A 23844-nucleotide genomic window follows, 5' to 3' on the forward strand; every position below is an offset into this window, starting at 1 on the left:
TCTTGACCGCGCTGCCGCCGTTGTTCTGCTGGGCGTTCTGCGCGCTCCCGGTCACCACGAGCCACGCCAGGGCGCCGGCCGCCGCGGCGGCCCCCAGGGTGCGGCCGATCAGGCGCTTTCGTCGTGCCACGTGGGTGGTACCTGCCTTCATCACAGTCCTAGTCGTCGATTCCGAGCCCAAAGGCCTGAAACGTTCTAAAAAGGGCGGGAAGGCTACGGCGCCGCAATGAGGAAATTAGGTGAAATTGACGCCGGGTACGCATGTCCCGAAATGCGCCTGGTCATGGAAATCCCCCTCATAACATGCGGCTCTTATCCGCAGCCTCTCGCATATAAGTGCGGGACTCCGACCCCTGTCCAACGGAAAAATGACTCGAAAAGCGGACGTAGGTAATCAGTCGAACGTGAACCACATCACACCCGGGAAAGGTTGCACGGGAACGTGTGTGGAAGTTGTGAAGAATACGTGAGACTTATGAAACTCAATTTCCCGGTGGGGCCGCACGCATTTCGACCCGTCAGATAGCGTCGCGGCTGTTTGCAGGAGCCTTTCCGACAACTGCCACCGGGGGACCACCTCTTGAACACCACGTACTGGAGCAGAAGGCGAATCCTGACCGTCGCCGGCGCGACCACCGCCGCCGCGGCCCTGCCCCTCACCACCGGCGCCCGCGCCCTCGCCGCCACCCTCGACGACGTACCGGCCATCCCCTCCCTGCCCGACACCGCACGCGGCAAGACGGTGTCCGCCTGGAAGGCCGGCGGCGCCGCGGTCAAACGAGCGGCCGCCGCCGCCCTCACCGGAACCCCCGCCGACGCCGAGCAGTTCGTCACCACCGCGCTGCCCGCCGCCGTCGCCGAGGACAACCGCGTCGCCCTCCTCAAAGCCCTCGCCGCCTCCGGCAAGGGCACCGCCGACGCCATCAGCACCGCCCTCGGCGCCGGCGACGACGCCATCGCCGCCTTCCTCGACGGCGGCTACACCACCGCCCAGCTCGAAGACCTCCGCGTCCTCACCCTCACCCTCAAGAACCAGGGCGAACGCGGCGTCCAGTCAGCCGCCGACACCGCCCTCGCCGACGGCACCCGCGACGCCCTGACGAACTTCGTCTCCGACACCCAGTTCACCGCCCGCTACGAGGACGAACAGGCACAGGTCTTCAAGATCCTCGCCAACGCCTCACCCGAGGTGGCCACCTACGCCCAACGCGCCCTCGACCAGGGCACGGCCGGCGCCATCCACTGGTTCCTCGAAATCGGACAGCACATCGCCCGCGCCCGCGACCAGGAGCGCGCCACCATCGACCAGCTCGTCGCCGTCGTCGAACGCGAGGGCAAGCGCGCCCAACTCACCACCGAACAGGCCAAGGCCGAGTCCGAGAAGGCCCAGACCGCCGCCGCCAAGGCCAAGCAGGCCGCGGAGGAAGCCGCCGCCGAGGCCCAGGCCGCACAGAACGACGTGGAGAAGTCCGGCCGCGCCGCCCGCAAGGCCGCAGGCGCCGCCAAGGGCGCCGCCCAGGCCGCCCGCACCGCCATCTCCGCCTCCCACGCCGCCCAGTCCGCCGCCCGCCGCGCCGCCTGGGCCGCCAACGCGGCCGCCGCCTCCGCCGCCAACGCCGCCCGCGCCGCCTCCGCCGCCTACCGGGCCGCCATCGCCGCCTCCAAGGACGCCACCAAGGCCCAGGCCGCCCGCGACGCCGCCGTGGGCGCCCGCAACGCCGCCGCCAAGGCCCGCACCGCGGCAGCCGCCGCGGACCACGCCGCCACCGCCGCCTCCCAGGCCTCCTCCGCCGGCAACGCCGCCGCCTCCGCCGCGCGCAACGCCGCCGTCGCCGCCAACTCCGCCGCCGCGGCCGCCACCTCCGCCGGCGCCGCCCAGGCCGAGGCCGCCGCCGCCCGCGCCGCCGCCGAGGAGGCCGACGCCCAGGCCGCCCGCGCCACCCGCGCCGCCTCCGCCGCCCAGTCCCTGGCCGCCACCGCCGCGAGCGCCGCACAAGCCGCCCGCAACGCCGCCAACTCCGCCGCCGACCACGCCGACAAGGCGGCCGACGCCGCCGACGAAGCCGCCAAGTACGCCGGCCAGGCCATCGACTACGCCAACCGCTCCACCCAGTACGCCGCCGAGGCCAAAGCCGCCGCCGACGCCGCCGTCCAGGCCGTCAACGACGCCAAGGAGGTCGAACGCCAGGCACGCGAGGCCGAACAGGACAAGATCGACCAACACACCGAGCAGGGCCTCGACGAGGCCCGCCGCCTCGCCGCCCTCCAGCAGCAGGACGTCGCCGCCGCCCGCGACCAACTCACCCAGCAACAGGCCCTCGACACCGCCACCCGCGACCTCATCGCCCAGGCCGAACAGGCACTCGCGGCCGGCGACCACGCCACCGCCCTCACCGCCGGCCGCCAGGCCTGCCTCAACCTGCTCACCTCCCACGGCACCTGGACCCGCGAGGCCGCCGAGTTCGCCCTCGCCGGCGACGACCAGTCCGTCCTCACCTGGATCGACACCGACCGCACCATCGCCCAGCACCAGGACGACCGGGAAACCGTCCTCTACATCGGCCAGATCTCCACCGCCAAGGTCGCCGAGGCAGCGCAACTCGCCCTCGAATCCACCGACACCGCCGCACCCGCCGCCTTCCTCACCGGCGGCATGATCGACGCGGCCAAGGACGACAACACCGTCGCCGTCTTCCGCATCCTCGACCAGAACCCCGGCCCGGCCGTCAAACAGGCCGCCGAACAAGCCCTCGCCGACGGCTCCGCCCAGGCCCTCCACGACTTCTTCGCCACCAAGTACGCCGCGGCGCAGAAGGAGGACGACCAGGTCGCCATCCTCTCCGTCCTGTCCACCGCCGCCCCCTACACCAAGATGGCCGCGAGCGTGGCACTGGAGGGCCCGGACTGGATGGTCCGCGACTTCCTCACCACCGTCCACCCGCGCATGCTCCAGCTCGACGCCGAGGCCGCAGCGCACATCGCCGCCATCCGTGCCTCCCTCGCCCACGCCGCGAAGGTCGCGCAGGACGCCGTCACCGACGCCGCCGAAGCGTCCAAGGCCGCCGCCGAAGCCCGCAAGGCCGCCGACGAGGCCCAGCAGTGGGCCGACGCCGCCAAGGCCTCCGCCACCCAGGCCGCCGCCTACGCACAGGAAGCCGACGCCAACGCCGACGCGGCCGAACAGTCCGCACAGGACGCCTCGGCCTCCGCCACCACCGCCAAGAACGCCGCACTCGCCGCCCGCGGCGCCGCCCGCCGCGCCAACTACTCCGCCAACCGCGCCACCGCCTCCGCCAGCGCGGCCGTCCTCTCCGCCAACCAGGCCCAGGCCTCCGCGAACGCCGCCCACGCCTCCGCCGTCCAGGCCGGCAAGAGCGCACAGGAGGCCGCCCAGGCCGCCTCCGAGGCCCGGCAGATCGCCCTCGACAAGTACCGGGCCGAACAGGAGGCCAAGGCCCGCGAGGCGGCCGAGAAGGCCCGGCAGAACGAACAGAACGGCGTCGACCCCTCCGACACCGCCGACAACGACAAGGCGGACCACCCCAAGACGTTCCTCGGCGGCGACAAGGAGGACTGGCAGGAGATCGCCAACGTCCTGTCCGCCGTCTCCACCGTCAGCGGCGGCATCGCCGCCGCCTCCCTCCTCATCCCGCCGCCCCTGGGCGAGGCGATCGCGGGCGTCGCCGGCGTCGTCTCCCTCACCACCGGCGCCGCCGCCGCCATCATCACCGGCTTCACCGACGGCTGGACCTCCAACGCGTTCCTCAGCTCCGCCGCCGGCGTCCTCATCGGCGTCTTCACCGGCGGTGTCCCCTTCGCCAAGTTCGGCAGCAAGCTCGGCGGGCTGTCCGGCCTCATCGACTGGGGTGCCGACGGCCTGCGCTCCGGAGCGGTCATCGCCGCGCGCCTGGAACAGGAACTGATATCCCCGGCCATCGGCGCCTTCACCACCAAGTGGGACCAGGCCGTGGACACCGTCGGCGACGCCGTCAGTGACACGTGGGACGCGCTGACTCCGTGGTAATGACCGACTGATACGATCCGGGACGGAATACGGACGAACGGACGAATGCGGACGCGAAATGACACGCGGTGAAATGCCGCATTACGCATCCGCATCCGCATCCGCATTCCGTCCCGGAGAGGACCGCTGCCGATGTTTCTGTCCTTGCCCAGCTACGCCTGGTTCCTGATAGCCGCCGCCGTCACCCCGCTCCACATCGCGGTGATGCGATGGGCCATGCCGACACCGAGCGGCAAGAAAAGCGTTTCCTTCATCCCCGTGGTCCTCGGCGCGACCTTGCTCCTGTTCGCCGTGGTGAAAAGCTATTCCGTCGCCACGACGCTCTACTTCTACAGCGCCACCCTGCTCATCTTCGTCGTGATGGTCGCCCCGGTACGCAACCGCGTGGCCGCCGACATCCTGAAGCAGGAACAGAACCCTGACATCAAGGTGAAACTGAACACGTTGTCCCTGGTGTGGGTCACCTTCTCGATGCTGCTGAGCATCGGAGTGGTGGTGGGCGTGTGGGCGGCGAACACATGAGGTGGGCCCGGTGGGACTCGAACCCACGACACACCGGACCTAAACCGGCGCCCTCTGGCCAGCTGGGGTACGGGCCCAACGCCGTTACTCTACTGGGCGCGCGAGGTTCGCGTGCGACGTGGTCGGGAGTGGGTCCTCGTCTGACTGTGACAGGACGGGCAGAGGTAGCGCAGGTTCTCCAGCCGGTTGTCCAGGTCGTCCCCGTTGATGTGGTCGATCTCCAGCACCAGAAGTCGGCCCTGCCATGTGCCACCGAGACCGCACGCGGCACAGCTGTGAGGGACGCCGAGGTCGTCGAGGGCGCGCCTCAGCAGAACGGTCTTCGTCCTGGGTGATCCAGGCGGCTGCCGACGAAGGATCTCCTCGGCGGGCTTGCGGTGCGGTGAGACGAGGCCCCTGCGGTGCGCCTGGCCGGTGAAGTGGTGCGTGGAGATTCGGTGCTTGTCCAGACTGAGCCTGACCCGCGTCCGGCTGGTGGTGTTGTCCGTCAGGCCCAGTGCGTTCAGGACCCCCGCCATGCTGCTGGAGCCGGCGACGGCCGCCGCTAGGGGCGCGGCCGGGAGGAGCCGCGGGCCGTATCCCCGGCCCGAAGTGAAGTGCGAGGTGTCGATCTCCCACCGCTCCAGCTTCTTCCGGATGTGACCGTACAGACTGTCGCTGACCGGGACGCCCAAGTGGTCCAGCACCTCCCGGATACTGGTGGACCGTGCTGCCGCGTCCGCCAGCACCTCACGGGAATAGGTCTGCCGCTCGCGAGGCGGCAGGGGCTCAGGGACGAAGTGCGAGACGTCGATCCCGTAGTGCTGGAGCCGGGACCGCACATAGCGCAGTGTCTGGCTGGTCAGGGGCGCGTCGATGTGGCGCAGCAGGTCGACGAGGCTGGTGGAGACGGCTGCCGAGGTGGCAAGCGTCTCACGGGGAAACCGGGCCCGGTTCATCCGAGCCTCCGCCTGCGGCCACGGTAGGTGTCGGTCACCGCGTGGCAGTTGGGACACAGCAGGCGCAGGTTCTCCGGCCGGTTGTCCCACCAGTTGCCGTCGACGTGGTCCACTTCCAGGGTCAACGGCTTGCCGTTCCACTCGCGACCGGTTCCGCACATCGCGCATCGGTCCCGCACGCCGATCCGCAGCAGTTCGCGTCGCAAGCGCTCTCCGGTGACCCGTCCGTCGTCGGGACTGCCCAGCGAGAGAAGTCCGCCGCGCGCTTCCTTGCGGGGGCGTGGTCCCCGGCCGGCCGTGAAGTGCGAGGTGTCGATACCGAGCGCCGCGATCCGACGAGCGATGTGGCTCTGGTTGCCCCCGACCTGACTGATGCCCAGGTGCCGGACGACATCCCGGAAGCTGGTCGACGCCGCGACTGCGGCGCGCAGGCGCTCTTCCGAATGGCGCACCTGGTTGGTCTCCAGATGCCTGATGTCCACGCCGGCCTCCGCCATCTTCCGGCGCAGGTACCTGCGCGTCCCGGGCGTGGGACGGCCTCCGCACCACCGGATGGCGTCGTCGATGTGCCGTGTCTCGCGGGCTGCCTCTGTCAGCAGCTCACGGGTGTAGCGCGCGCCCATGCCCCCTCCGACCGGATCGAACGTTCCCCTCTCGCACGGATCAACGAGCGGGCGGGGAACCGGTCACGCCCGGTCCGGTCGGTGGGGCGGAGGCGTCAGATGCCCAGGTCCTTGATGATCTTGGCGACGTGGCCGGTGGCGCGGACGTTGTAGAGGGCGTGCTCGACCTTGCCGTCCTCGTCGACGATCACCGTGGAGCGGATCACGCCGACGTAGGTCTTGCCGTAGTTCTTCTTCTCGCCCCAGGCGCCGTACGCCTCCAGGGCCTTCTTGTCCTGGTCGGCCAGGAGGGTGACCTTGAGGTTCTCCTTCTCGCGGAACTTCGCGAGCTTCTCCGGCTTGTCGGGGGAGATGCCGATCACGTCGTACCCCGCGCCGGCCAGCAGCTCCAGGTTGTCGGTGAAGTCGCAGGCCTGCTTGGTGCAGCCCGGGGTGAGGGCGGCCGGGTAGAAGTACACGATGACCTTGCGGCCCCGGTGGTCGGCGAGGGACACCTCGGTGCCGTCGGCGTCGGGCAGGGTGAAGTCGGGGGCCACGTCCCCGGGCTGCAGTCGTTCGCTCATGGCTCCGAGCGTAACCGGGGGTCCTGACAGTGCGGGCGGGCCGAGAGCTGACAGACTGTCCGCAGCAGTATTCCAGTCGACTTCGGAGGCCCCACGGTGGCGGACACGTCGGACACCAGAACCCCGGCGCAGATCGAGGCGGACATCAGGCGCCGCCGCGAAGTGCTGGCCGAGACGCTCGACGAGATCGGGGTGCGGGTGCATCCGAAGACCATCGTCGGCGATGCCAAGGCCAAGGTCGCGGCCAACGTCGACCACACCCTCGGCCGGGCGTACGTCCAGGTCAACCGGGTCGTGAGCGACGTCCGGGCGCAGTTCACGGACGAGGAGGGCGCGCCCCGGATGGAGCGCGTCCTGCCCGTCGCCCTGCTCGCGGTCGGCGTCGTGGGTCTGCTCGTGATGAGCGGCCGGCGGCGCAAGGACTGACCCGGTCGCGTGCGGCCGGGGCGAAGGCAGGTAGGTTCGAGTCGTGAGCGCCAACAGAGACGAGCAGAGCACTCCCCATCACGACAAGCTGCCCATTCGGATGCTGCACGACCGAGTCCTCGTGCGGCAGGACACGTCCGAGGGCGAGCGGCGTTCCGGCGGCGGCATCCTGATCCCCGCCACGGCGGCCGTCGGCCGTCGGCTGGCGTGGGCCGAGGTCGTCGCGGTGGGGCAGAACGTACGGACGGTGGAGACGGGTGACCGGGTCCTGTTCGATCCGGAGGACCGAGCCGAGGTCGAGGTGCGTGGCGTCGCCTACGTGCTGATGCGGGAGCGCGACCTGCACGCGGTCGCGGCCGACCGTTTCGAGGGCTCCGAGGACTCGACCGGCCTGTACCTCTAGATCCACGTACGTCCGCCGGTCGGGGTACGGCCGCGCAGGGCCAGAGACAGGGCCAGGGCCAGGGTCAGGGCCAGGGGCCGGCGGCGAAGGGCTGGTGACCGTCGTCACCAGCCCTTCGTGCTGCCCGCGCCGCCTTCTCGCGGGTCGCCGTCGTCGGCCGCAGGCGACCGGCGGCCACTGACCCCGGGCCGACCGGGCCGGCCGGTCTCGCGGCGGGGCGGGCCAGCCGGTCTCGCGGCGGCCGGGTCAGCCGATCTCGCGGCGGGTGGTCAGCTGGGTGCCCGGGCCGGTGGAACCCGTGCCGCCGCCGCCCGAGCCGCTGCCGCCGGTGGTGGTGCCGGTCGTCGTGCCGCCGGTGATCAGGCCGCCCGTCGAGCCGGTGTCCGTCGAGCCGCCCGTGGTGGTGTCCCCGGTGCTGCCGCCCGTCGTGGTGTCGCCGGTGGCGCCGCCCGTGGTGGTGCCGCCCGTCGTGCCTCCGGTGTCGCCGCCGGTGGTGGTGCCGGTCGTCGGGTCGCCGGTGGTGGCGCCGGGGTCCGTGCCGTCCCCGGTGGTGCCCTGCGAGGTCCCGCCCTCGCCGGAGTCCTGGCCGCCGGTGGACGGGTCGCCGCCGTCCTCGTCGCCGTCGGTGGTGCCGCTGTTCGACGGCTTGCCGCTGGGCACCTCGGTGACGACGTCGGCGCCTTCCTGCAGCTCCAGGTCGAAGTCGCTGACCGGGGTGTTCTTCAGGGCCTCCCGGGTGAACTGCGCCCAGATGTCCGTCGGTGCCCCGCCGCCGTTCATCCGGGGCAGGCCCAGCGCGCCGTACAGCTTCTTGTGCTCGGCGGTCACCGGGTCCTGGCCCATGACCGAGACCACCGTCGCCAGCTCGGGCGTGTACCCGGCGAACCAGGCCGCCTTGTCCTCCTCCGCCGTGCCGGTCTTGCCCGCGGCGGGCCGGCCGGCCTCCTGGGCGGCGGTCGCCGTGCCCTTCTCCACGACGCTCTGCAGGACCGCGGTGGTGGTGTCGGCGGCCTCCCGGCTGACGGCCTGGGTGGTCTTCCGCTCCGGCAGGGGCACCGAGACGCCGTCCTTGGTGACCTTGTCGACCAGCGTGTACGTGCCGTGCTTGCCGTGGTTGGCGAGGGTCGCGTACGCCTCCGCCATGTCCAGCACGCTGGCGTTGGCCACGCCCAGCGCGATCGACGGGTAGGGGTGCAGTTCGGGGGTGTCGGCGGGCAGGCCGAGGCCGATCGCGGTCTGCTTGACCTTCGCCGGGCCGACGTCCACCGCCATCTGCGCGTACACCGAGTTGACGGACTTGTCGGTGGCGGTGCGCACGGTGATGTCGCCGTAGGAGCGGTCGTCCTCGTTCGCCGGGTCGTAGCCGCCGCTCCAGCCCTGCACCGGGCGCTTGTTGGTGCCGTCGTACACCGTGTTGGGGGTGATCGGGCGGCCGTCCTGCGTCTCGGAGCCGTTCTGGACGGCCGAGGTGAACACGAACGGCTTGAAGGTGGAGCCGACCTGGAAGTCCCGGCGGGTGGCGTTGTTCGTGTACTGCTTGAGGTAGTCGATGCCGCCGTACATGGCGACGACGTGCCCGGTCTTCGGGTCGACGGCGGCGCCGCCCGCGCGGACGTAGGTGTCGACCTTGCGGTTCTTCTTGTCCAGCTTGGACATGAGCTGGTCGTTCACCGCGTCGACGAAGGCGTCCTGCTTGTTCTTCTGCAGGGTGGTGGTGATGCGGTAGCCGCCGGCGGCGAGCGACTCCTCGTCGACGATGTCGTGCTTGATCAGGTAGTCGCGGATGGCCCGCACGATGTAGCCGCGCTGCCCGGACATGCCGGTGTCGGCGGCGCTCTCCTCGCGGGGCGTGGGGAACTTGGCCGCGTCGCGCTCCGCGGGGCTCAGCCAGTTCTCCTTGACCATGCCGTCGAGGACGTAGTTCCAGCGCGCCTCGGCCGCCTTGCGGTTCTCCGGGTTGGCGACCACGTCGTACTCGCTGGGCGCGTTCAGCAGCGCGGCCAGGTAGGCGCCCTGCGCGGCGGTGAGTTCGGCGGCGTCGACGCCGTAGTAGGCCTGGGCGGCGGCCTGGATGCCGTAGGCGTTGCGGCCGAAGTAGCTGGTGTTGAGGTAGCCCTCCAGGATCTTGTCCTTGGACTGCTCCCGGTCCAGCTTGATCGAGATGAAGAACTCCTTCACCTTGCGGGTGACGGTCTGCTCCTGCGCCAGGTAGTAGTTCTTCACGTACTGCTGGGTGATCGTCGAGCCGGACTGCTTGCCCTTGCCGGTCGCGGTGTTCCAGCCGGCCCGCAGCATGGCCTTGAGGTCGACGGCGGACTCGGTGTAGAAGTCGCGGTCCTCGGCGGCCAGCACGGCGTACCGGGCGGCCTTGGAGACCTGGGCGAGGCCGACGTTCTCCCGGTTGACCTGCCCGTCGCGGGCGATCTCGGTGCCGTCGGCGTACAGGTACAGGTTGGACTGCTTGGTGGCGAGGGCGTTGGCCGGCGGGATCTTGACCATGGAGTAGCCGAGGAAGAACAGGCCGGCCAGCAGCGCCACGCCCACGACGAAGGTGGCGAGCACCATCCGCCAGGTGGGGATCAGCCGGCGCCAGCCGGTTCGCCTGGGCCGCTTGGCCTTCTTCGCCCCGCCTCCGGCGTCGTCGGCGGGCTGCTGCGGCTGCGGCTCGTCACTCATGTGCTGCACGGACTCCTGTTTCGCGTCGTACGTTCCCGTACGCCTCGTACGCCTTGTTGCGTCCCCCTCGTTGAAGACTCTCGCACCGGGCGATCCGTTCCCGGCAATCGGCGCGCGTTGCTGCGCGCGTTGCTGCGCTTCACTTCGCCCGGTGCGCCCGCACACCGGTGAAAACGCGTGGCACCGGGGCGCCGGGTCGCACTAGGGTCCTTCGCTTCGGTGTCTTTTCGGCGGTTCGGGCGGGTGACCCGGGCCGGTGGCTCGGAGTGTCCTGGGCCGGCTCCTCGCGGGCCGGCGGTCGAGGAGGGCGGTTGCCGTGGGATCGGCGCGGTTGTACGCGGCCGTCGTCTCGGGGGGATTCAGACGGTACGCGACGTATCGGGCGGCCACTGCCGCCGGTGTGTTCACCAACACGGTCTTCGGCCTGATCCTGGTGTACACGTATATGGCGCTGTGGGACGTCAAGCCCCACCTCGGAGGGTACGACCAGGCGCAGGCGGTGACGTTCGTCTGGCTGGGGCAGGCGCTGTTCGCGACGCTGGCGATCCAGGGGGGCGGCTTCGAGGTCGAGCTGATCGAGCGGATCCGCGACGGCGGGGTGGCGATCGACCTGTACCGGCCGGTCGACCTGCAACTGTGGTGGCTGGCGAACGACCTGGGGCGGGCGGTGTTCCAGTTGCTGGGGCGCGGCGTCGTGCCGTTCGTCTTCGGCTGGTTCTTCTTCCCCACGGCGCTGCCTGGCGATCCGGCGGTCTGGTCGGCCTTCGCGGTCGCGGTGGCGCTGGCGATGGTGGTGAGCTTCGCGATCCGCTATCTGGTGGCGCTCAGCGCGTTCTGGCTGCTGGACGGCACGGGCGCGCTGCAGGTGCTGATGGTCACCGGGGTCTTCTGCTCGGGCATGACGCTGCCGCTGAACGCCTTCCCCGGCCCGCTCGGTGACGTGGTGCGGGCCCTGCCGTGGGCGGCGCAGTTGCAGATGCCCGCCGACCTGCTGATGGGGGAGGCCGACCCGCTGCCGGTCTTCGCCTTCCAGGCGGTGTGGGCGCTGGTGCTGCTGGGGACGGGCCGGCTGCTGCAGTCGGCGGCGACGCGGCGGGTGGTGGTGCAGGGTGGCTGAGCGGACGGGGGATCCGGGGGGCGGCCCGGCTGTGGCCGGGGGCCGGGCCGGGAGACCGGCGGGGGATCGGGTTGGAAACGCGGCGGGAGAGGCGGCGGGAGAAGCGACGTGGGACCGGGCGGGGGAGAACAACCGTCTGGCGGAGGGGCTGCGGGCCTACGGGTTGATCTCCGGGATGTGGATCCGCTCCACCCTGGCCTACCGGGTGTCCTTCGTGATGACCGTGCTGGGCGGGCTGCTGGTGACGGGGCTGGACTTCGTCGCGATCGTGCTGATGTTCGCCCAGGTCGACACGTTGGGCGGCTGGACGCTGCCCGAGGTGGCCTTCCTGTACGGGCTGTCGGCGACCTCCTTCGGCCTGGCGGACCTCGCGATGGGCTCGGCGGGCCGGCTGGGCGGCCGGGTGCGCGACGGCACCCTCGACACGCTGCTGGTGCGGCCCGCGCCGGTACTCGCCCAGGTGGCCGCCGACCGCTTCGCCCTGCGCCGGGTGGCGCGGCTCGTCCAGGGGGCGCTGGTGCTCACGTACGCGCTCCTCGCGCTGGACGTGGGCTGGACGCCGGTCAAGGTGCTGCTGGTGCCGGTGATGCTGGTGTCCGGCGGCGCGATCTTCTGCGCGGTGCTGGTGGCGGGGGCGGCCTTCCAGTTCGTCACCCAGGACGCGGCGGAGGTGCAGAGCGCCTTCACCTATGGCGGTCAGACGCTGCTGCAGTATCCGCCGACGGTGTTCGGCAGGGAACTGGTGCGCGGGGTCACCTTCCTGTTCCCGCTGGCGTTCGTGAACTGGGTGCCCGCCGCGTACGTGCTGGACCGGCCGTACCCGCTGGGCCTGCCGGCGGGCGCCGCGTTCGCGCCGCCGCTGGTGGCCGGGGTGTGCTGCGCGCTGGCGGGACTGGCGTGGCGGGCGGGGCTGAGGTCGTATCGGAGCACGGGGAGTTAGGCGGGCGGTTGGGCATGGCCATGCGGCAGGACGGCGTCGGAGCCGACGCGTTCATCGAGGTGGACCGCCTCGAGAAGGTCTTCGACGTGCGCAGGCGGACGGGCCTGCTGAGGCGGGAGCGCCGGACGGTCCGGGCGGTCGACGCGATCTCCTTCACGGTGGCGCGCGGCGAGATGGTCGGCTACATCGGCCCGAACGGCGCCGGGAAGTCCACCACGATCAAGATGCTGACCGGCATCCTCACCCCGAGCGGCGGCCGGCTGCGCGTCGCCGGCCTCGACCCGTCCCGCGAGCGGTCGCGGCTCGCGCGGCGCATCGGCGTGGTGTTCGGGCAGCGCACGACCCTGTGGTGGGACCTGCCACTGATCGACTCCTACCGCCTGATGCACCGCATGTACCGCATCCCCGACGCCCGCTACCGGGAGAACCTGGACCGGCTGGTGGACCTGCTCGACCTGGCCGGCCTGCTGGACGTCCCGGTGCGCCAGCTCTCCCTGGGCCAGCGGATGCGCGGCGACATCGCGGCGGCCCTGCTGCACGACCCGGAGGTGCTGTACCTCGACGAGCCGACGATCGGGCTGGACGTGATCTCCAAGGCGAGGGTGCGGGAGTTCCTGCGCGAGCTGAACGCCGAGCGGGGCACCACGGTGCTGCTGACCACCCACGACCTCCAGGACATCGAGCAGCTGTGCTCGCGGGTGGTGGTCATCGACCACGGCCGGATCATGTACGACGGTTCGCCGGCCGGCCTGCACGAGGCGGGTGAGAGCGAGCGGATCCTGGTGGTCGACCTGGAGCGGGAACTGCCGCCCGTCCAGGCCGAACCCGCGCGGGTGGTGAAGGTCGAGGGCCCGCGGCAGTGGCTGGCGTTCCCGGCGGACCGGTCGGCGGCGCCGCTGGTGGCCCGGATCGCCGCGGAGTACCCGCTGGTGGACCTGTCGGTGCGGGAGCCGGACATCGAGGCGGTGATCGCCAGGATGTACGCCGGGGAGGGGCGGGAGGGGCGGGAGGGTCGAGAGGCGCCGAAGCCGGTTCGGTAGCGCCGGCGCGCTCCGGGCGGCGGGTGGCGGAACGGCGGATGGCGGGCGGTGGGTGGTGGGCGGTGGGCTCCTGGGGCGGTCGGGCCCATGACTTCCATGGCCTCCATGGCCTCCATGGCTTCCAAAGCTTCCATGGCCTCCATGCCCGGTCAGCTCGTAGGCTGCTTGCATGACCGACGAGTTGCCGGAGCTGCGCGCTTCCGACGCCGACCGTGAGCGTGTCGCCGAGATCCTGCGGGACGCCCTCGCCGAGGGGCGTCTCGACATGGCGGAGTTCGAGGAACGGCTGGAGGCCGCCTACCGGTCCCGCACCTACGGTGAGCTGGCCCCGCTCACCCGGGACCTGCCGGTCGCCGGGACTCCCGCACCGAAGATCGACATGGTCAAGCGGCCGGAGGACCGGGGCGGGTGGGCCGAGCGGATCGTCGGCGGCGAGGGCTCGTCGCACTGGGCCGTCGCCGTGATGTCAGGGTTCCAGCGCCGCGGCCGGTGGACCGCGCCCCGGCGGCTCAACTGCTTCACCCTGTTCGGCGGCGGCGAGGTCGACCTGCGCGACGCGTACTTCGCCGACCGCGAGGTGCAGGTCAACTGCGTCTCGGTCATGGGCGGGGTGAACGTGATCGTGCCGCCCGGCGTCGAGGTCGTGGTGCGGGGCTTCGGCATCATGGGCGGCTTCGACCACAAGGAGGACGGCGTCCCGGGCGAGCCGGGGGCGCCCCGGGTGGTCGTCACCGGGTTCGCGCTGTGGGGTGGCGTCGGCGTCGAGCGCAAGGTCACCCGCGAGGAGCGGCGGCGGATGCGCGAGGAGCGCCGCCTGGAGCGCGAGGAACGGCGCCGGGAGCGGGCGGAGCGGCGGCTGGAGCGCGGGAACGGCCGGCGCGGCAAGCAGCTGCCGGAGTAGCGCGGGCGGCCCGGGGCGGCGCGGGCCGGGTGGGCAGGCCGCTCAGGCAGGTCAGGCAGCTCAGGCCGCGAGGCGGGCCGGGGCCGGTGCCCTCAGCTCCCGCAGGTCCAGCAGCCCGGCCATCGCCCGGTAGCCCTCGTCACCGGGGTGCAGATGGTCCCCGGAGTCGTACTCCGGCAGCAGCCGCCGGGGGTCGGACGGATCGCGCAGCGCCTCGTCGAAGTCGACGACCGCGTCGTACACCCCGCCGCCCCGGATCTCCTCGTTGATGTGCTGCCGTACGGCCTCCCGCTGCGCGGTGTGGCCCCGGTGCCCCAGGAACGGCGTGAGGGTGCTCCCGATGACCTTGACGCCGTGCGCGTGGGCGCGGTCGACGAGCGTGCGCAGCCCGGCGAGGATCGCCTCCGGTGCGGCGGGCCCGCGCAGGATGTCGTTGATGCCGAGGTCGACCACCACGACCCGGACGTTCGGCCGGGACAGGACGTCCCGGTCGAAGCGGTGCAGCGCGCTGGGGTTCTTCAGGGGGGCCGTCTGGACGTCGGTGAGGACCCGGTTGCCTCCGACGCCCGCGTTGACGACGCCGTAGCGCGGCACGTCGGCCCCTTCCCGCGCGGCCTCGCGCAGCCGGTCGGCGAGGACGTCGGGCCAGCGGTGGTCGGCGTCGCGGGTGGCGGTGACCCCGTCGGTGATCGAGTCGCCGAAGGCGACGAGCGTGCCCTGCGCCTGCCGGCCGTACACGTCGAGCGCGGTCAGCCAGCGCCAGCGGTCGCCGTCCGCGGCGTACGCAGCCCCCGAGAGGTCGGCGGTCCGCTCGCCCTCGGCCACGTAGCCGGTCTGCCGGGCGAGGGGGTGGTGGGTCACCGGCCCGGCCCCGCCCGGCGCGTACACGCTGACCAGCACGTCGGAGTCGTACGGCACGGTCAGCGCCACCGCGTCGCTGACCACCTCCCCGCCGGCCGGCACCACGACCTCCGGGGACCCGCCGAAGGTGACCCGGCGCATGGTGCCGAGGGCGGCGGCAGCGCCGCGCCCGCCGGCCGGCCGCTCCCCGCCGGTCCGCTCCTCGCCGGTCCGCCGGTCGGCGGCGAGCGCGATGGTCGCGTGGGTGACGGTGAGGTCGGCGGTGCCGAAGAGGTTGGAGAGGGTGATCCGGGCGAGCACGCCGCCGACGCTGGTGTGCACGACGTTGCGCACGGTCCGGCCCGCCATGCCGTCGGTCTCGGTACCGGGTTCGCCGCTCACCGGGGAGGCCGACCAAGTGCCGGTCCAGACCCCGGCCGCGGCGGGTGCGGCGGGTGCGGCGGCGCCGCCGTTCTTGCCCGGGGCGGTCCCGTCCGAGGCCGCCGGCCTCCCGCCGGCGGGCAGCCCGGCGTACCACCAGGCGGCGGAGGCGGCCACGATCAGGGCGACGATCGCGGACAGGAGGGCACCACCACGTCGTTCGGCCATGAACTCATAGTGCGGCACGGGTGGGGAACACACCCGCAGAACCGGCGTGCCCGGTCCCTCTTCCGACCGAAGGCGGGAACTCCTGTCCGGTGTGGGGAGTAGGTCAGGAAGGACAATGGATCCGGCGCGCGGGTGGGCGGCGAACGGGCGGAGCGAGCGAATGGAACGCAGGGAAGCGACGGGCACGAGCCCCGAAGCGGGGACCGGTAGCGCGGCGACCGCGGGGCCGGGACCGAGCGCGAACTCGGGAGCGACGGCGGGTACCGGCTCGGCGGGTGCGGGTGCGGGTGCGGGTGCGGGCTCGGCGGGTGCGGGCTCGACCCGTACGGGAACGGCCGCCGGCACCGGCGCGGCGACCGCCGGCGGCCCGGCGGCCGGCACCGGCCCCGAGGCCGGTACGGAACCGGTGGCGGCGCCGGGCCGGTCCGGCACGCCGACCCACCGCACCATGACCGCCTTCACCCCCGCCGACGAGGAACGCCGGCGCGGTGTGCGGCGCATGAAGGTCACCGCGACCGGAATGCTGCTGTTCGTCGCCGTGGTGTACATCCTCGCCACGTGGGCCTCGCACGCCGGCGCCGGCGCCTGGGCCGGCTACGTGGCGGCGGCCGCCGAGGCGGGCATGGTGGGCGCGCTCGCCGACTGGTTCGCGGTCACCGCCCTCTTCCGACACCCCCTCGGCCTGCCCATCCCGCACACCGCGATCATCCCCACCAAGAAGGACGCGCTCGGTGTGTCGCTGGGCGAGTTCGTCGGCGAGAACTTCCTCTCCCGGGACGTCGTACGGCAGCGGCTGCGGGCCGTCGGCATCGGCAGCCGGCTGGGCGCGTGGCTCGCGGAGCCGGAACACGCCGACCGGGTCACCGCGGAACTGGCCACGGCCCTGCGCGGCGCGCTGACCGTACTGCGCGACTCCGATGTCAAGGCGGTCGTCGGCGAGGCGATCACGCGCCGCGCCGAGGCCCAGGAGATCGCGCCCGGCCTCGGCAAACTCCTGGAGCGCGTGGTCGCCGACGGCGGCCACAAGCGGGCCGTCGACCTGGTGATGACCCGGGCGCACGACTGGCTGGTGCTGCACAGCGACTCCGTCATGGACGCGGTCAAGGGGGGCGCGCCCGGCTGGACCCCGCGCTTCGTGGACCGGCGCGTGGGCGACCGCGTCTACAAGGAACTGCTGCGCTTCTGCGCCGAGATGCGCGACATGCCCTCCCATCCGGCCCGCGGCGCCCTCGACCGCTTCCTCACGGACTTCGCCGCCGACCTCCAGGGCGACACGGAGACGCGGGCGCGCGTCGAGCGCCTCAAGGGCGAGGTGCTGGGCCGGGGCGAGGTCCAGGACCTGATCACGTCCGCCTGGACCGCCGTCCGCGCGATGATCGTCGCCGCGGCCGAGGACGAGCGCAGCGAGCTCCGCCTGCGCGTGCGCGCCTCCCTGCTCTCGCTGGGCGCCCGCATGGCCCGCGAGCCCCACGTCCAGGAGAAGGTCGACAGCTGGGTCGAGGGAGCGGCGGTCCACGTCGTCACCACCTACCGCAAGGAGATCACCTCCCTGATCACCGACACCGTCGCCGGCTGGGACGCCGAGCACACCACCCGCAAGATCGAGGCGCACATCGGCCGCGACCTGCAGTTCATCCGCATCAACGGCACGGTGGTGGGCTCCCTGGCGGGCCTGGTGATCTACACGGTGTCGCGGGCGCTCGGCGGGTAGGGCACCCGGGCCCGGACTCTCCCGGGGCACGTCCCGGGCGTCACCGGCGGTTGCCGGGGAACCCGGCGCGGCGCATCGACGCCGAGCACAGGGAGGGAGCATGGCTCGCGACACCACCGTCGCCGAGACCGGCCGTACCGTCACCACCGACATCCCCGCCAGACTGGACCGCCTGCCCTGGTCCCCCTGGCACTGGACGATCGTCGTCGGGCTGGGCACCGTCTGGATCCTGGACGGCCTGGAGGTCACGGTCGTCGGCAACATCGCGAGCCGGCTCTCCGAGCCCGGCAGCGGACTGCCGATCACCTCCGGCCAGGTCACCGGCGTGGCCGCCGCGCTGTACGTGGCCGGCGCCTGCTCCGGCGCCCTGTTCTGGGGCAGGCTCACCGACCGGTTCGGCCGGAAGAACCTCTTCATGATCACGCTGGCGGTCTACCTGGCCGCCACCGCGCTGACCGCGGTCTCCTTCGACACGTGGTGGTTCCTGCTGTTCCGGTTCCTCACGGGCTTCGGCATCGGCGGCGAGTACGCGGCCATCAACTCCGCCATCGACGAGCTGATCCCGGCCCCCTACCGCGGCCGGGTCGACCTGGTCATCAACGGCAGCTTCTGGCTCGGCGCGGTCGGCGGGTCCCTGCTGTCGATCGTCGCGCTGGACACCTCGATCTTCGCCGCGAACGTCGGCTGGCGGCTGACGTTCGCGCTCGGCGCCGTCCTCGCCCTCGTCATCCTGCTGGTCCGCCGCCACGTCCCGGAGAGCCCGCGCTGGCTGCTGATCCACGGCCGCGACGAGGAGGCGGAGGAGATCGTCACCTCGATCGAACGAGAGGTGCGACAGCAGCACGGCGACACCCCACTGGAGCAACCCCGAGGCGAGATCACCATCCACCAGCGCCGCAGCGTCTCCTTCCTGGAGATCGGCCGGACCGTCTTCTCCCGCTACCGCCGCCGCGCGATCCTCGGCTTCGCCCTCTTCATCGGGCAGGCCTTCCTGTACAACGCGATCACCTTCGGCTTCGGCGCGATCCTGACCACGTTCTACGACGTCCCCGCCGCGCACACCGGCTACTACTTCGCCGTCATCGCCGTCGGCAACTTCTGCGGCCCGCTGCTGCTGGGCAAGCTGTTCGACACGGTCGGCCGCCGCGTGATGATCTCCTCCACCTACCTGCTGTCCGGCCTGCTCCTGTTCGGCACGGCCTGGCTGTTCGGCCTGGGCGTGCTGAGCGCGACCACCCTGACCGCCTGCTGGTGCGCGGTGCTGTTCTTCGCCTCGGCGGGCGCGAGCAGCGCCTACCTGACCGTGTCGGAGGTCTTCCCGATGGAGACCCGCGCGATGTCCATCGCCTTCTTCTACGCGCTCGGCACCGCGGCCGGCGGCATCAGCGGCCCGCTGCTCTTCGCGGACCTGACCGGCACGGGCCGGACCGGCGACACCGTCATCGCCTTCTGTATCGGCGCGTTCCTGATGTGCGCGGCCGGACTGGTGGCCGTCTTCCTCGCGGTACGGGCCGAGCGGCGCTCCCTGGAGGACATCGCCCAGCCGCTGACGGCGGTGAGCGGGTCGGCGGGGAAGAGCGCCGACGCGCCGGGCGGCGGCCGGGGAGGGCCCGGCTCGCGGCCCGCGACCGCCTGAGGCACGACGCCCGGGGCCGGGCCGTGCCGGGGCCGGGGCCGGGGCTGAGGCCGGGGCCGGGGCTGAGGCCGGGGCCGGGGCTGAGGCCGGGGCCGGGGCTGAGGCCGGGGTGGCGGCCGGGGGACACCCCGCCCCTCCCCGGCCCTGCCTCCCGGCCCCGCCCCGGCCGCACTCCGCGCACGCTTCCGCTCAGCGGTGGGGACGAGTCCCCGGGGCCGGAACCCTTCCGAGGCGGCGCCGCCGGGGCGCGTCACCCCTCGCCGGTCAGCCTGCCTGCCGGCTTGCCGGTCAACCTGCGTGTGGGCTTGCCGGCGAGTTCCGCCCTGCCGAACAGCAGCGCGTAGCCGGGCGGCAGTTCGGCGATCAACCGGTCGACGAGACCGTCCCCGACGAACTCCGGCAGCACACCGAGCACGGAGCTCACGTCCCAGCGGGCGGTGGCCGGTGTGGCCCCCTCCACGCGGGCGGCGACCCCGTCCACGAACCGGGCCGCCGTCTGCGGCCGGGTCACCGGAACCTGCGCGGCGACGACCGCGCCCCCCTCCGGGGGCAGCGCACGGGCCAGCGCGACCCGCTCGTCGCCGATCACATGACCGCCGAGGGCGGACAGCACGATACGGACGATCCGTTCCGCCTCCGCCGCGGTGGTGTACTGGCCGGCCTCCCGGACGCGCCCCACGAGCCGGGACCACCCGGCGCTCGCGGCCGCGCCCCCGGGCTGACCACGGCGGCCTCCGGCCGGGGCGGGGATCACCGCCCGGGCGGACGGGCCGGCGGGCTCCAGGACGGACGTCGTGAACGTCGTCGATGGCGCGGTCATCTACTGCGACTCCTCCTTTGCTCATGAAGCGCCGGCCCGGCGGGCACCGGACCGGCGCGACGGCAGACATCGGTTGGCCGGGCCGCCCGGTCGGCGGGCTGCCCGGTCGCTGGCCGCCCGGTCGGCGGGGCGGCCGGATCGATCAGCCGCTACTCAGCTGCCTGCGGTCGTCCGCGTCGCCGCCGGTGATCTGGATACGGCGGGGCTTGGCCTGTTCGGCCACCGGAATGCGCAGCGTGAGCACGCCCGCCTGGTACGAGGCGTCGATACGTTCCGTGTCGAGGGTGTCGCCGAGGAAGAGCTGCCGGGTGAAGGAACCCGTGGGCCGCTCGGAGACGATCATCTCCGCGCCCTCAGGGGCGGGGGTGCGGCGCTCGGCGCGGACGTTGAGGACGTTGCGTTCGACGTCCAGCTCGATCGTCTCGGGGTCGATGCCCGGAAGGTCGAAGTGGACGAGGAAGTCGTCCCCGGACCGGTAGGCGTCCATCGGCATGGCGGCCGGCCGCGCGGTGGAACCGAGTACCTGCTGCGCGAGGCGGTCGAACTCGCGGAACGGGTCGGTACGCATGAGCATCACAGTCCACTCCTCTCGTCGCTGTCACGAGTGCGATGCCCTACGACTTCTTATATAGCGCGGAGGAGGAAACTTGACAAGAAGAGACTCAGGTCCGCGCGGAGGTCCGGTGCGGGATAGCCTCGCGATCGGCGGCCCTGACCGCCGGCAGGCAAGGCATGAGGGATGAAGGAGACGGACATGGCGGCGAAGATCCCCAGCTCACTGATCGCCGCGGGCGGCCTGGTCGGCGGCTACGGCGTGGCCCGCTGGACCGGGAAGCGCCGGCTCGGCGGCGCCGTCCTGGCGGTGGCGGGCGCGGCGGCGGCCCAGCAGTGGCACCACCGGGCGGGCGGCAAGGCCGCCGGCGCCCTGACCGCCGCCTACGCGGCCGCGTTCGCCGGTTCCCACCCGCTGGCCAAGAAGGTGGGCGCCTGGCCCTCGGTCTTCGGCGTGGCGGGCGCGGTGGCCCTGGCGTCCTGGGCAGTGGCCGACCGCCGCGGCTGACCGCCCCGGCTGACCGGACACCGAGAACCGTGCATCCGAACCGGACCCGGGACGTGGACCTGGACCACGCGCTGGCCGTCGCCGAGGACCTCGCGGCACGGGCGGCGCGAGCGATCCGCACCCCGCACGAGGGCGGGGTCCGCGAGAAGGCGGGCCCCGCGGACATCGTCACCCGCACCGACGAGACGATCGAGGCGTACGTCCGCGAGGTCCTGCACCGGGAGTTCCCCGACCACGGCATCGAGGGCGAGGAGTACGCCGACCGGCCCCCGGCCGACCCGACCGCCCCTCACTGGGTGGTCGACCCCGTCGACGGCACCACGAACTACGCCCACGGCATCGGCTGGTGCTCCTTCTCCCTGGGCCTGGCCGCCCCCGACGGCACGCCCCTGCTCGGCTTGGTGGCGGACCCCTGGCGAGGCGAGACCTTCACCGCGCTGAAGGACCGGGGCGCCCACCTGAACGGCACCCCGATCCGCGCAGCCACCCACACCACCCTCACCGGCCACCTCTTCCTGACCGAATGGGCGGCCCACGCCCACTGGCCCGGCCTGGACCCCCTCCTCACCGCCCTGGCCGCCCGCCACTGCACCACCCGCGTCATGGGTTCCACGGCCCTCTCCCTCACCCAGGTGGCAGCGGGCAGAGCCACGGCAGCCGCCATCGGCGCCTTCCACGCGGTGGACGGCCTCCCGGCCTACCTGATCGCCAAGGAGGCGGGAGCCGTGGCACTCCCCGACCCCCCGGCCCTCGACGAGCCGTTGCTGTTGGCTGCGCCGGGGGTGGCGACGGAGATGACGGAGCTGTGGGCCAGGCACACCTTCCTCACCTGACTCCGCCAGCCGCAACGGCTACAGCGTCCCTACGGCGGTAACGGCCCGATCAATACCACCGGACGGTCCCCCCCCCGCTGCGACGGTGCCGAGGTGGAGCCGGGGGCGGCGTAACAGACAGGCCAGGTTACGGTCTGCGCATTTCCGCAGCGGTCAGTATCAGGGCTTCAGCGCTGGCTGGGGCACCGGACCTGAGGAGTTCCAGCGCGGTGCGCAGGACTTCACGGTCGGGCTTGTCTCGTCCATAGATGTGGAGAAGGTCCCTTACCAGATCCCTCTGGCCGTGCTGAGTCAGCAGGACGACCAGCAAGGCCGTTTCCGCCGGGCTGTAGGCGTCCGTCGTATGCCGTAGGAGCGCCAGCACCTCATCCGCTTGCCGGCCACCGTCGCACAGAGCTTCCGCTCGCCCGGCGACGTGCCGGGCGGCAGCCGTATCGAGTTCAGTCCGCTGCCGGTCCCCCGCCTGACGGGGTACCGGCAGCGGAGCGGCGGCCGGAGTGCCAGATGAGGGGGCTGGAGGAGCTGGTGAGCCGGCTTCGAGGAGGCTGACCCGTTTCTGTAGCGAGGCGGCTTTCCGGCGCAGCACCGCGTACTTCCGCTGGAGAGACCGCAACCTGGCGGCCTTCAGGGAGGCTTGCTGGCGCAGCTTGTCATGCTGGGCGCGCAGCTCCGTGCACGCGCTGCTGAGCTGCGCGTTCTCATCAAGAGCCGCGTTGAGTTGTCTGGACGTCGACTCCAGGTCCGTGCTCAGGCGCGTGGCGGTGATCCCGTTCTGATCCGCCGCCTCCTTGTGCAACTGGCACAAGTCGGCCAGGGTGATGCCGATCTCGATGCCCTGCTTTGAGGCGTCGGTGCTCGCCGCTTCGAAGAGGACCTCTACCGACCGCCTCACAGGCAGGACCTTTCCGCTGAGCGCCCTCGAAAGTGCGCTTTCGCTCATCGCGAGCCGGTTGGCGACCTCACCCTGGGTTGGGTTGGGGGTAGGCGCGTCGGCGCCATCCGGCGTGATGAGGACCAGAGCGCAGAGGCTCTGGAGGGCGGCAGCGAGTTCACGCCTTGCCGGTGAAAGGTCACTTTCGAAGGGCTTCTTCGCCCACGCGTATGGAGGGCGACTTGTTCTGCTGTACGGCACGCTCCTGAGACCTCCCCGTTCTCCGGCAAGTAGGCCTGCCAGCACCGCCGTTGCCGGGATTCATGCTCATTCTGCCGCAGTGGTGATGGAGTTGTGCTTGCTTTTGATGAGCAAGGCTTGCTTTGTGTCGGGCAAGTGTTCAAACGGGATTGATTCTCGGCATTCGTGGTGTTCACTGAAGCCCAGCCGCTCTTGAAGCGGGGGGTGGCCGAGAGGCAAACATCTGCATCACAACGGAGCCTTAAGTGCCGTTATGTGATGGTGCACGCCTTAAAGCCAGATTCAGGTGATTCCCATATGGGAGGGAACGGATGACCACGCTGCCGTCTTGGCGGGACACGACCTACGGGTCCAGCAAGCTCGGAACCAAGGCGCGCGTCGCGCTGTGGCTGATCCAGGAGGTGAAGGAGAGCGGCACCTTCACCAAGGCCGACCTGCGGGCCGCCTTCCCGGATGTGGCGCAGATCGACCGGCGTATGCGTGACCTGCGTGACCACGGGTGGGAGATCGCCACGAGCCGTGAGGACCCGACTTTGCGCCAGCAGGAGCACCGCTTCCGGACCAGAGGGGCTGACGTCTGGGTCCCTGGGAAGTCCAAGGCACCCGTCCACAAGGGCAGCATCACCAACGCCCAGCGGGCCAAGGTGTTGCAGGACGACGGCTACCTCTGCCGGACCTGCGGCGTGTCGGGTGGCGAGACGTACGGAGACGGGGGGCTGGAGCAGGCCGTGCTCAACGTGGCGCGCCGGCCGGTCGTTCAGCCGGACGGCAGCGTCATGCACCAGCTCGTCACGGAGTGCCAGCGGTGCGGCCGGGGCAACGTGGACCGGACCGTGCACATGGCGGACGTCCTGGCGGAGATCGAGTCGATGGCATTCGTGGAGCGGACGGTGCTCCGCGGGTGGATTGCCGCAGACCGTCGGTCCCCCAGCGCGCTGGAGAAGCTGTGGGGGTTGTACCGGACGTTGCCTGCGGACGTACGCAAGGCCGTGGCCGACAAGCTCGACGGTACGGACGACTGAGACAGGAC

Annotated in this window: 21 protein-coding genes and 1 tRNA gene; 13 read left to right on the forward strand and 9 right to left on the reverse strand. The window is 72.0% G+C overall.

Going from position 1 to position 23844, the window contains the following annotated elements; all coding sequences use genetic code 11:
• The first annotated feature begins 580 nt into the window (after positions 1–580).
• Together AC3ET3_RS07000 and AC3ET3_RS07005 are read left to right on the forward strand one after the other, a co-directional pair.
• Complete coding sequence (locus tag AC3ET3_RS07000) at positions 581–4024, forward strand: ALF repeat-containing protein (RefSeq protein WP_435611824.1); 3444 nt, start codon at positions 581–583, stop codon at positions 4022–4024.
• A 144-nt stretch (positions 4025–4168) separates the two neighbouring features.
• The gene (locus AC3ET3_RS07005; RefSeq protein WP_432133248.1) at positions 4169–4546 is read left to right on the forward strand and encodes a hypothetical protein; all 378 of its coding nucleotides are present in this window, start codon (positions 4169–4171) and stop codon (positions 4544–4546) included.
• Between the two features lie 2 nt (positions 4547–4548).
• Here the strand turns inward: AC3ET3_RS07005 and AC3ET3_RS07010 are convergent.
• The 4 genes from AC3ET3_RS07010 to bcp form a co-directional block, all read right to left on the reverse strand.
• Positions 4549–4623 (reverse strand) — tRNA-Leu (locus tag AC3ET3_RS07010).
• A gap of 12 nt (positions 4624–4635) precedes the next feature.
• Complete coding sequence (locus AC3ET3_RS07015) at positions 4636–5484, reverse strand: HNH endonuclease signature motif containing protein (RefSeq protein WP_432133247.1); 849 nt, start codon at positions 5482–5484, stop codon at positions 4636–4638.
• Positions 5481–5966, reverse strand: a complete 486-nt coding sequence (locus tag AC3ET3_RS07020) for an HNH endonuclease (RefSeq protein WP_432158904.1) — start codon at positions 5964–5966, stop codon at positions 5481–5483. Before AC3ET3_RS07020 ends, AC3ET3_RS07015 begins: the two co-directional genes overlap by 4 nt.
• A gap of 236 nt (positions 5967–6202) precedes the next feature.
• A complete protein-coding gene (gene bcp / locus AC3ET3_RS07025) occupies positions 6203–6670 on the reverse strand; it encodes a thioredoxin-dependent thiol peroxidase (protein WP_432133245.1) in 468 nt (155 codons plus the stop codon).
• Positions 6671–6766: 96 nt separating this feature from the next.
• Between bcp and AC3ET3_RS07030 the strand changes: the two genes are divergently transcribed.
• On the forward strand, positions 6767–7096 hold the full coding sequence (locus AC3ET3_RS07030) for a DUF3618 domain-containing protein (RefSeq protein WP_432133244.1): 330 nt from the start codon (positions 6767–6769) through the stop codon (positions 7094–7096).
• Between the two features lie 100 nt (positions 7097–7196).
• Positions 7197–7499, forward strand: coding sequence for a GroES family chaperonin (locus tag AC3ET3_RS07035; RefSeq protein ID WP_432133371.1), 303 nt, complete (start codon positions 7197–7199; stop codon positions 7497–7499).
• Between the two features lie 246 nt (positions 7500–7745).
• Here the strand turns inward: AC3ET3_RS07035 and AC3ET3_RS07040 are convergent, their stop codons facing one another.
• Positions 7746–10175 carry a transglycosylase domain-containing protein gene (locus tag AC3ET3_RS07040; RefSeq protein WP_432133243.1) on the reverse strand — a complete coding sequence of 810 codons (2430 nt, stop codon included), beginning with the start codon at positions 10173–10175 and terminating at the stop codon, positions 7746–7748.
• Between the two features lie 316 nt (positions 10176–10491).
• Here AC3ET3_RS07040 and AC3ET3_RS07045 point away from each other — a divergent pair, with 316 nt between their 5' ends.
• The 4 genes from AC3ET3_RS07045 (at position 10492) to AC3ET3_RS07060 (ending at position 14173) form a co-directional block, all read left to right on the forward strand.
• On the forward strand, positions 10492–11292 hold the full coding sequence (locus tag AC3ET3_RS07045) for an ABC transporter permease (RefSeq protein ID WP_435611825.1): 801 nt from the start codon (positions 10492–10494) through the stop codon (positions 11290–11292).
• A gap of 175 nt (positions 11293–11467) precedes the next feature.
• Positions 11468–12232, forward strand: coding sequence for an ABC transporter permease (locus AC3ET3_RS07050; RefSeq protein ID WP_432133241.1), 765 nt, complete (start codon positions 11468–11470; stop codon positions 12230–12232).
• Positions 12233–12246: 14 nt separating this feature from the next.
• Complete coding sequence (locus AC3ET3_RS07055; RefSeq protein WP_432133240.1) at positions 12247–13272, forward strand: ABC transporter ATP-binding protein; 1026 nt, start codon at positions 12247–12249, stop codon at positions 13270–13272.
• A 169-nt stretch (positions 13273–13441) separates the two neighbouring features.
• Complete coding sequence (locus AC3ET3_RS07060; RefSeq protein WP_432133239.1) at positions 13442–14173, forward strand: DUF1707 SHOCT-like domain-containing protein; 732 nt, start codon at positions 13442–13444, stop codon at positions 14171–14173.
• 60 nt (positions 14174–14233) lie between these two features.
• Here the strand turns inward: AC3ET3_RS07060 and AC3ET3_RS07065 are convergent, their stop codons facing one another.
• Positions 14234–15622, reverse strand: coding sequence for an SGNH/GDSL hydrolase family protein (locus AC3ET3_RS07065; protein ID WP_432158901.1), 1389 nt, complete (start codon positions 15620–15622; stop codon positions 14234–14236).
• Between the two features lie 448 nt (positions 15623–16070).
• Between AC3ET3_RS07065 and AC3ET3_RS07070 the strand changes: the two genes are divergently transcribed.
• Positions 16071–17333, forward strand: coding sequence for a DUF445 domain-containing protein (locus tag AC3ET3_RS07070; protein WP_432158905.1), 1263 nt, complete (start codon positions 16071–16073; stop codon positions 17331–17333).
• Positions 17334–17433: 100 nt separating this feature from the next.
• Positions 17434–18969 carry an MFS transporter gene (locus AC3ET3_RS07075; protein ID WP_432133237.1) on the forward strand — a complete coding sequence of 512 codons (1536 nt, stop codon included), beginning with the start codon at positions 17434–17436 and terminating at the stop codon, positions 18967–18969.
• Positions 18970–19219: 250 nt separating this feature from the next.
• Here AC3ET3_RS07075 and AC3ET3_RS07080 read toward each other — a convergent pair whose 3' ends face one another.
• Positions 19220–19789 carry a DUF2267 domain-containing protein gene (locus AC3ET3_RS07080; RefSeq protein ID WP_432133236.1) on the reverse strand — a complete coding sequence of 190 codons (570 nt, stop codon included), beginning with the start codon at positions 19787–19789 and terminating at the stop codon, positions 19220–19222.
• A gap of 142 nt (positions 19790–19931) precedes the next feature.
• Positions 19932–20363 carry an Hsp20/alpha crystallin family protein gene (locus AC3ET3_RS07085; protein WP_432133235.1) on the reverse strand — a complete coding sequence of 144 codons (432 nt, stop codon included), beginning with the start codon at positions 20361–20363 and terminating at the stop codon, positions 19932–19934.
• Positions 20364–20543: 180 nt separating this feature from the next.
• On the opposite strand from AC3ET3_RS07085, the gene AC3ET3_RS07090 reads away from it, so the two are divergent.
• On the forward strand, positions 20544–20849 hold the full coding sequence (locus tag AC3ET3_RS07090) for a hypothetical protein (protein ID WP_432133234.1): 306 nt from the start codon (positions 20544–20546) through the stop codon (positions 20847–20849).
• Positions 20850–20878: 29 nt separating this feature from the next.
• A complete protein-coding gene (locus AC3ET3_RS07095) occupies positions 20879–21682 on the forward strand; it encodes an inositol monophosphatase family protein (protein WP_435611826.1) in 804 nt (267 codons plus the stop codon).
• A gap of 127 nt (positions 21683–21809) precedes the next feature.
• Here the strand turns inward: AC3ET3_RS07095 and AC3ET3_RS07100 are convergent, their stop codons facing one another.
• Positions 21810–22622, reverse strand: a complete 813-nt coding sequence (locus tag AC3ET3_RS07100; RefSeq protein ID WP_488191822.1) for a hypothetical protein — start codon at positions 22620–22622, stop codon at positions 21810–21812.
• 503 nt (positions 22623–23125) lie between these two features.
• Between AC3ET3_RS07100 and AC3ET3_RS07105 the strand changes: the two genes are divergently transcribed.
• Positions 23126–23836: a hypothetical protein gene (locus tag AC3ET3_RS07105; RefSeq protein WP_435611828.1), complete on the forward strand. Its 711-nt coding sequence runs from the start codon at positions 23126–23128 to the stop codon at positions 23834–23836.
• Positions 23837–23844 lie beyond the last annotated feature (8 nt).

It is taken from the genome of Streptomyces sp. bgisy159 (assembly GCF_057707805.1).

What these genes read in the sequence shown, in the direction of transcription:
- AC3ET3_RS07060 (WP_432133239.1), top strand. Translation starts at nt 13,442, where the DNA reads ATGACCGACGAGTTGCCGGAGCTGCGCGCTTCCGACGCCGACCGTGAG.
- AC3ET3_RS07040 (WP_432133243.1), bottom strand. Translation starts at nt 10,175, where the DNA reads ATGAGTGACGAGCCGCAGCCGCAGCAGCCCGCCGACGACGCCGGAGGC.
- AC3ET3_RS07105 (WP_435611828.1), top strand. Translation starts at nt 23,126, where the DNA reads ATGACCACGCTGCCGTCTTGGCGGGACACGACCTACGGGTCCAGCAAG.
- bcp (WP_432133245.1), bottom strand. Translation starts at nt 6,670, where the DNA reads ATGAGCGAACGACTGCAGCCCGGGGACGTGGCCCCCGACTTCACCCTG.
- AC3ET3_RS07075 (WP_432133237.1), top strand. Translation starts at nt 17,434, where the DNA reads ATGGCTCGCGACACCACCGTCGCCGAGACCGGCCGTACCGTCACCACC.
- AC3ET3_RS07100 (WP_488191822.1), bottom strand. Translation starts at nt 22,622, where the DNA reads ATGAGCGAAAGCGCACTTTCGAGGGCGCTCAGCGGAAAGGTCCTGCCT.
- AC3ET3_RS07015 (WP_432133247.1), bottom strand. Translation starts at nt 5,484, where the DNA reads ATGAACCGGGCCCGGTTTCCCCGTGAGACGCTTGCCACCTCGGCAGCC.
- AC3ET3_RS07055 (WP_432133240.1), top strand. Translation starts at nt 12,247, where the DNA reads ATGGCCATGCGGCAGGACGGCGTCGGAGCCGACGCGTTCATCGAGGTG.
- AC3ET3_RS07070 (WP_432158905.1), top strand. Translation starts at nt 16,071, where the DNA reads ATGACCGCCTTCACCCCCGCCGACGAGGAACGCCGGCGCGGTGTGCGG.
- AC3ET3_RS07080 (WP_432133236.1), bottom strand. Translation starts at nt 19,789, where the DNA reads ATGACCGCGCCATCGACGACGTTCACGACGTCCGTCCTGGAGCCCGCC.
- AC3ET3_RS07085 (WP_432133235.1), bottom strand. Translation starts at nt 20,363, where the DNA reads ATGCTCATGCGTACCGACCCGTTCCGCGAGTTCGACCGCCTCGCGCAG.
- AC3ET3_RS07065 (WP_432158901.1), bottom strand. Translation starts at nt 15,622, where the DNA reads ATGGCCGAACGACGTGGTGGTGCCCTCCTGTCCGCGATCGTCGCCCTG.
- AC3ET3_RS07035 (WP_432133371.1), top strand. Translation starts at nt 7,197, where the DNA reads ATGCTGCACGACCGAGTCCTCGTGCGGCAGGACACGTCCGAGGGCGAG.
- AC3ET3_RS07090 (WP_432133234.1), top strand. Translation starts at nt 20,544, where the DNA reads ATGGCGGCGAAGATCCCCAGCTCACTGATCGCCGCGGGCGGCCTGGTC.
- AC3ET3_RS07050 (WP_432133241.1), top strand. Translation starts at nt 11,468, where the DNA reads ATGTGGATCCGCTCCACCCTGGCCTACCGGGTGTCCTTCGTGATGACC.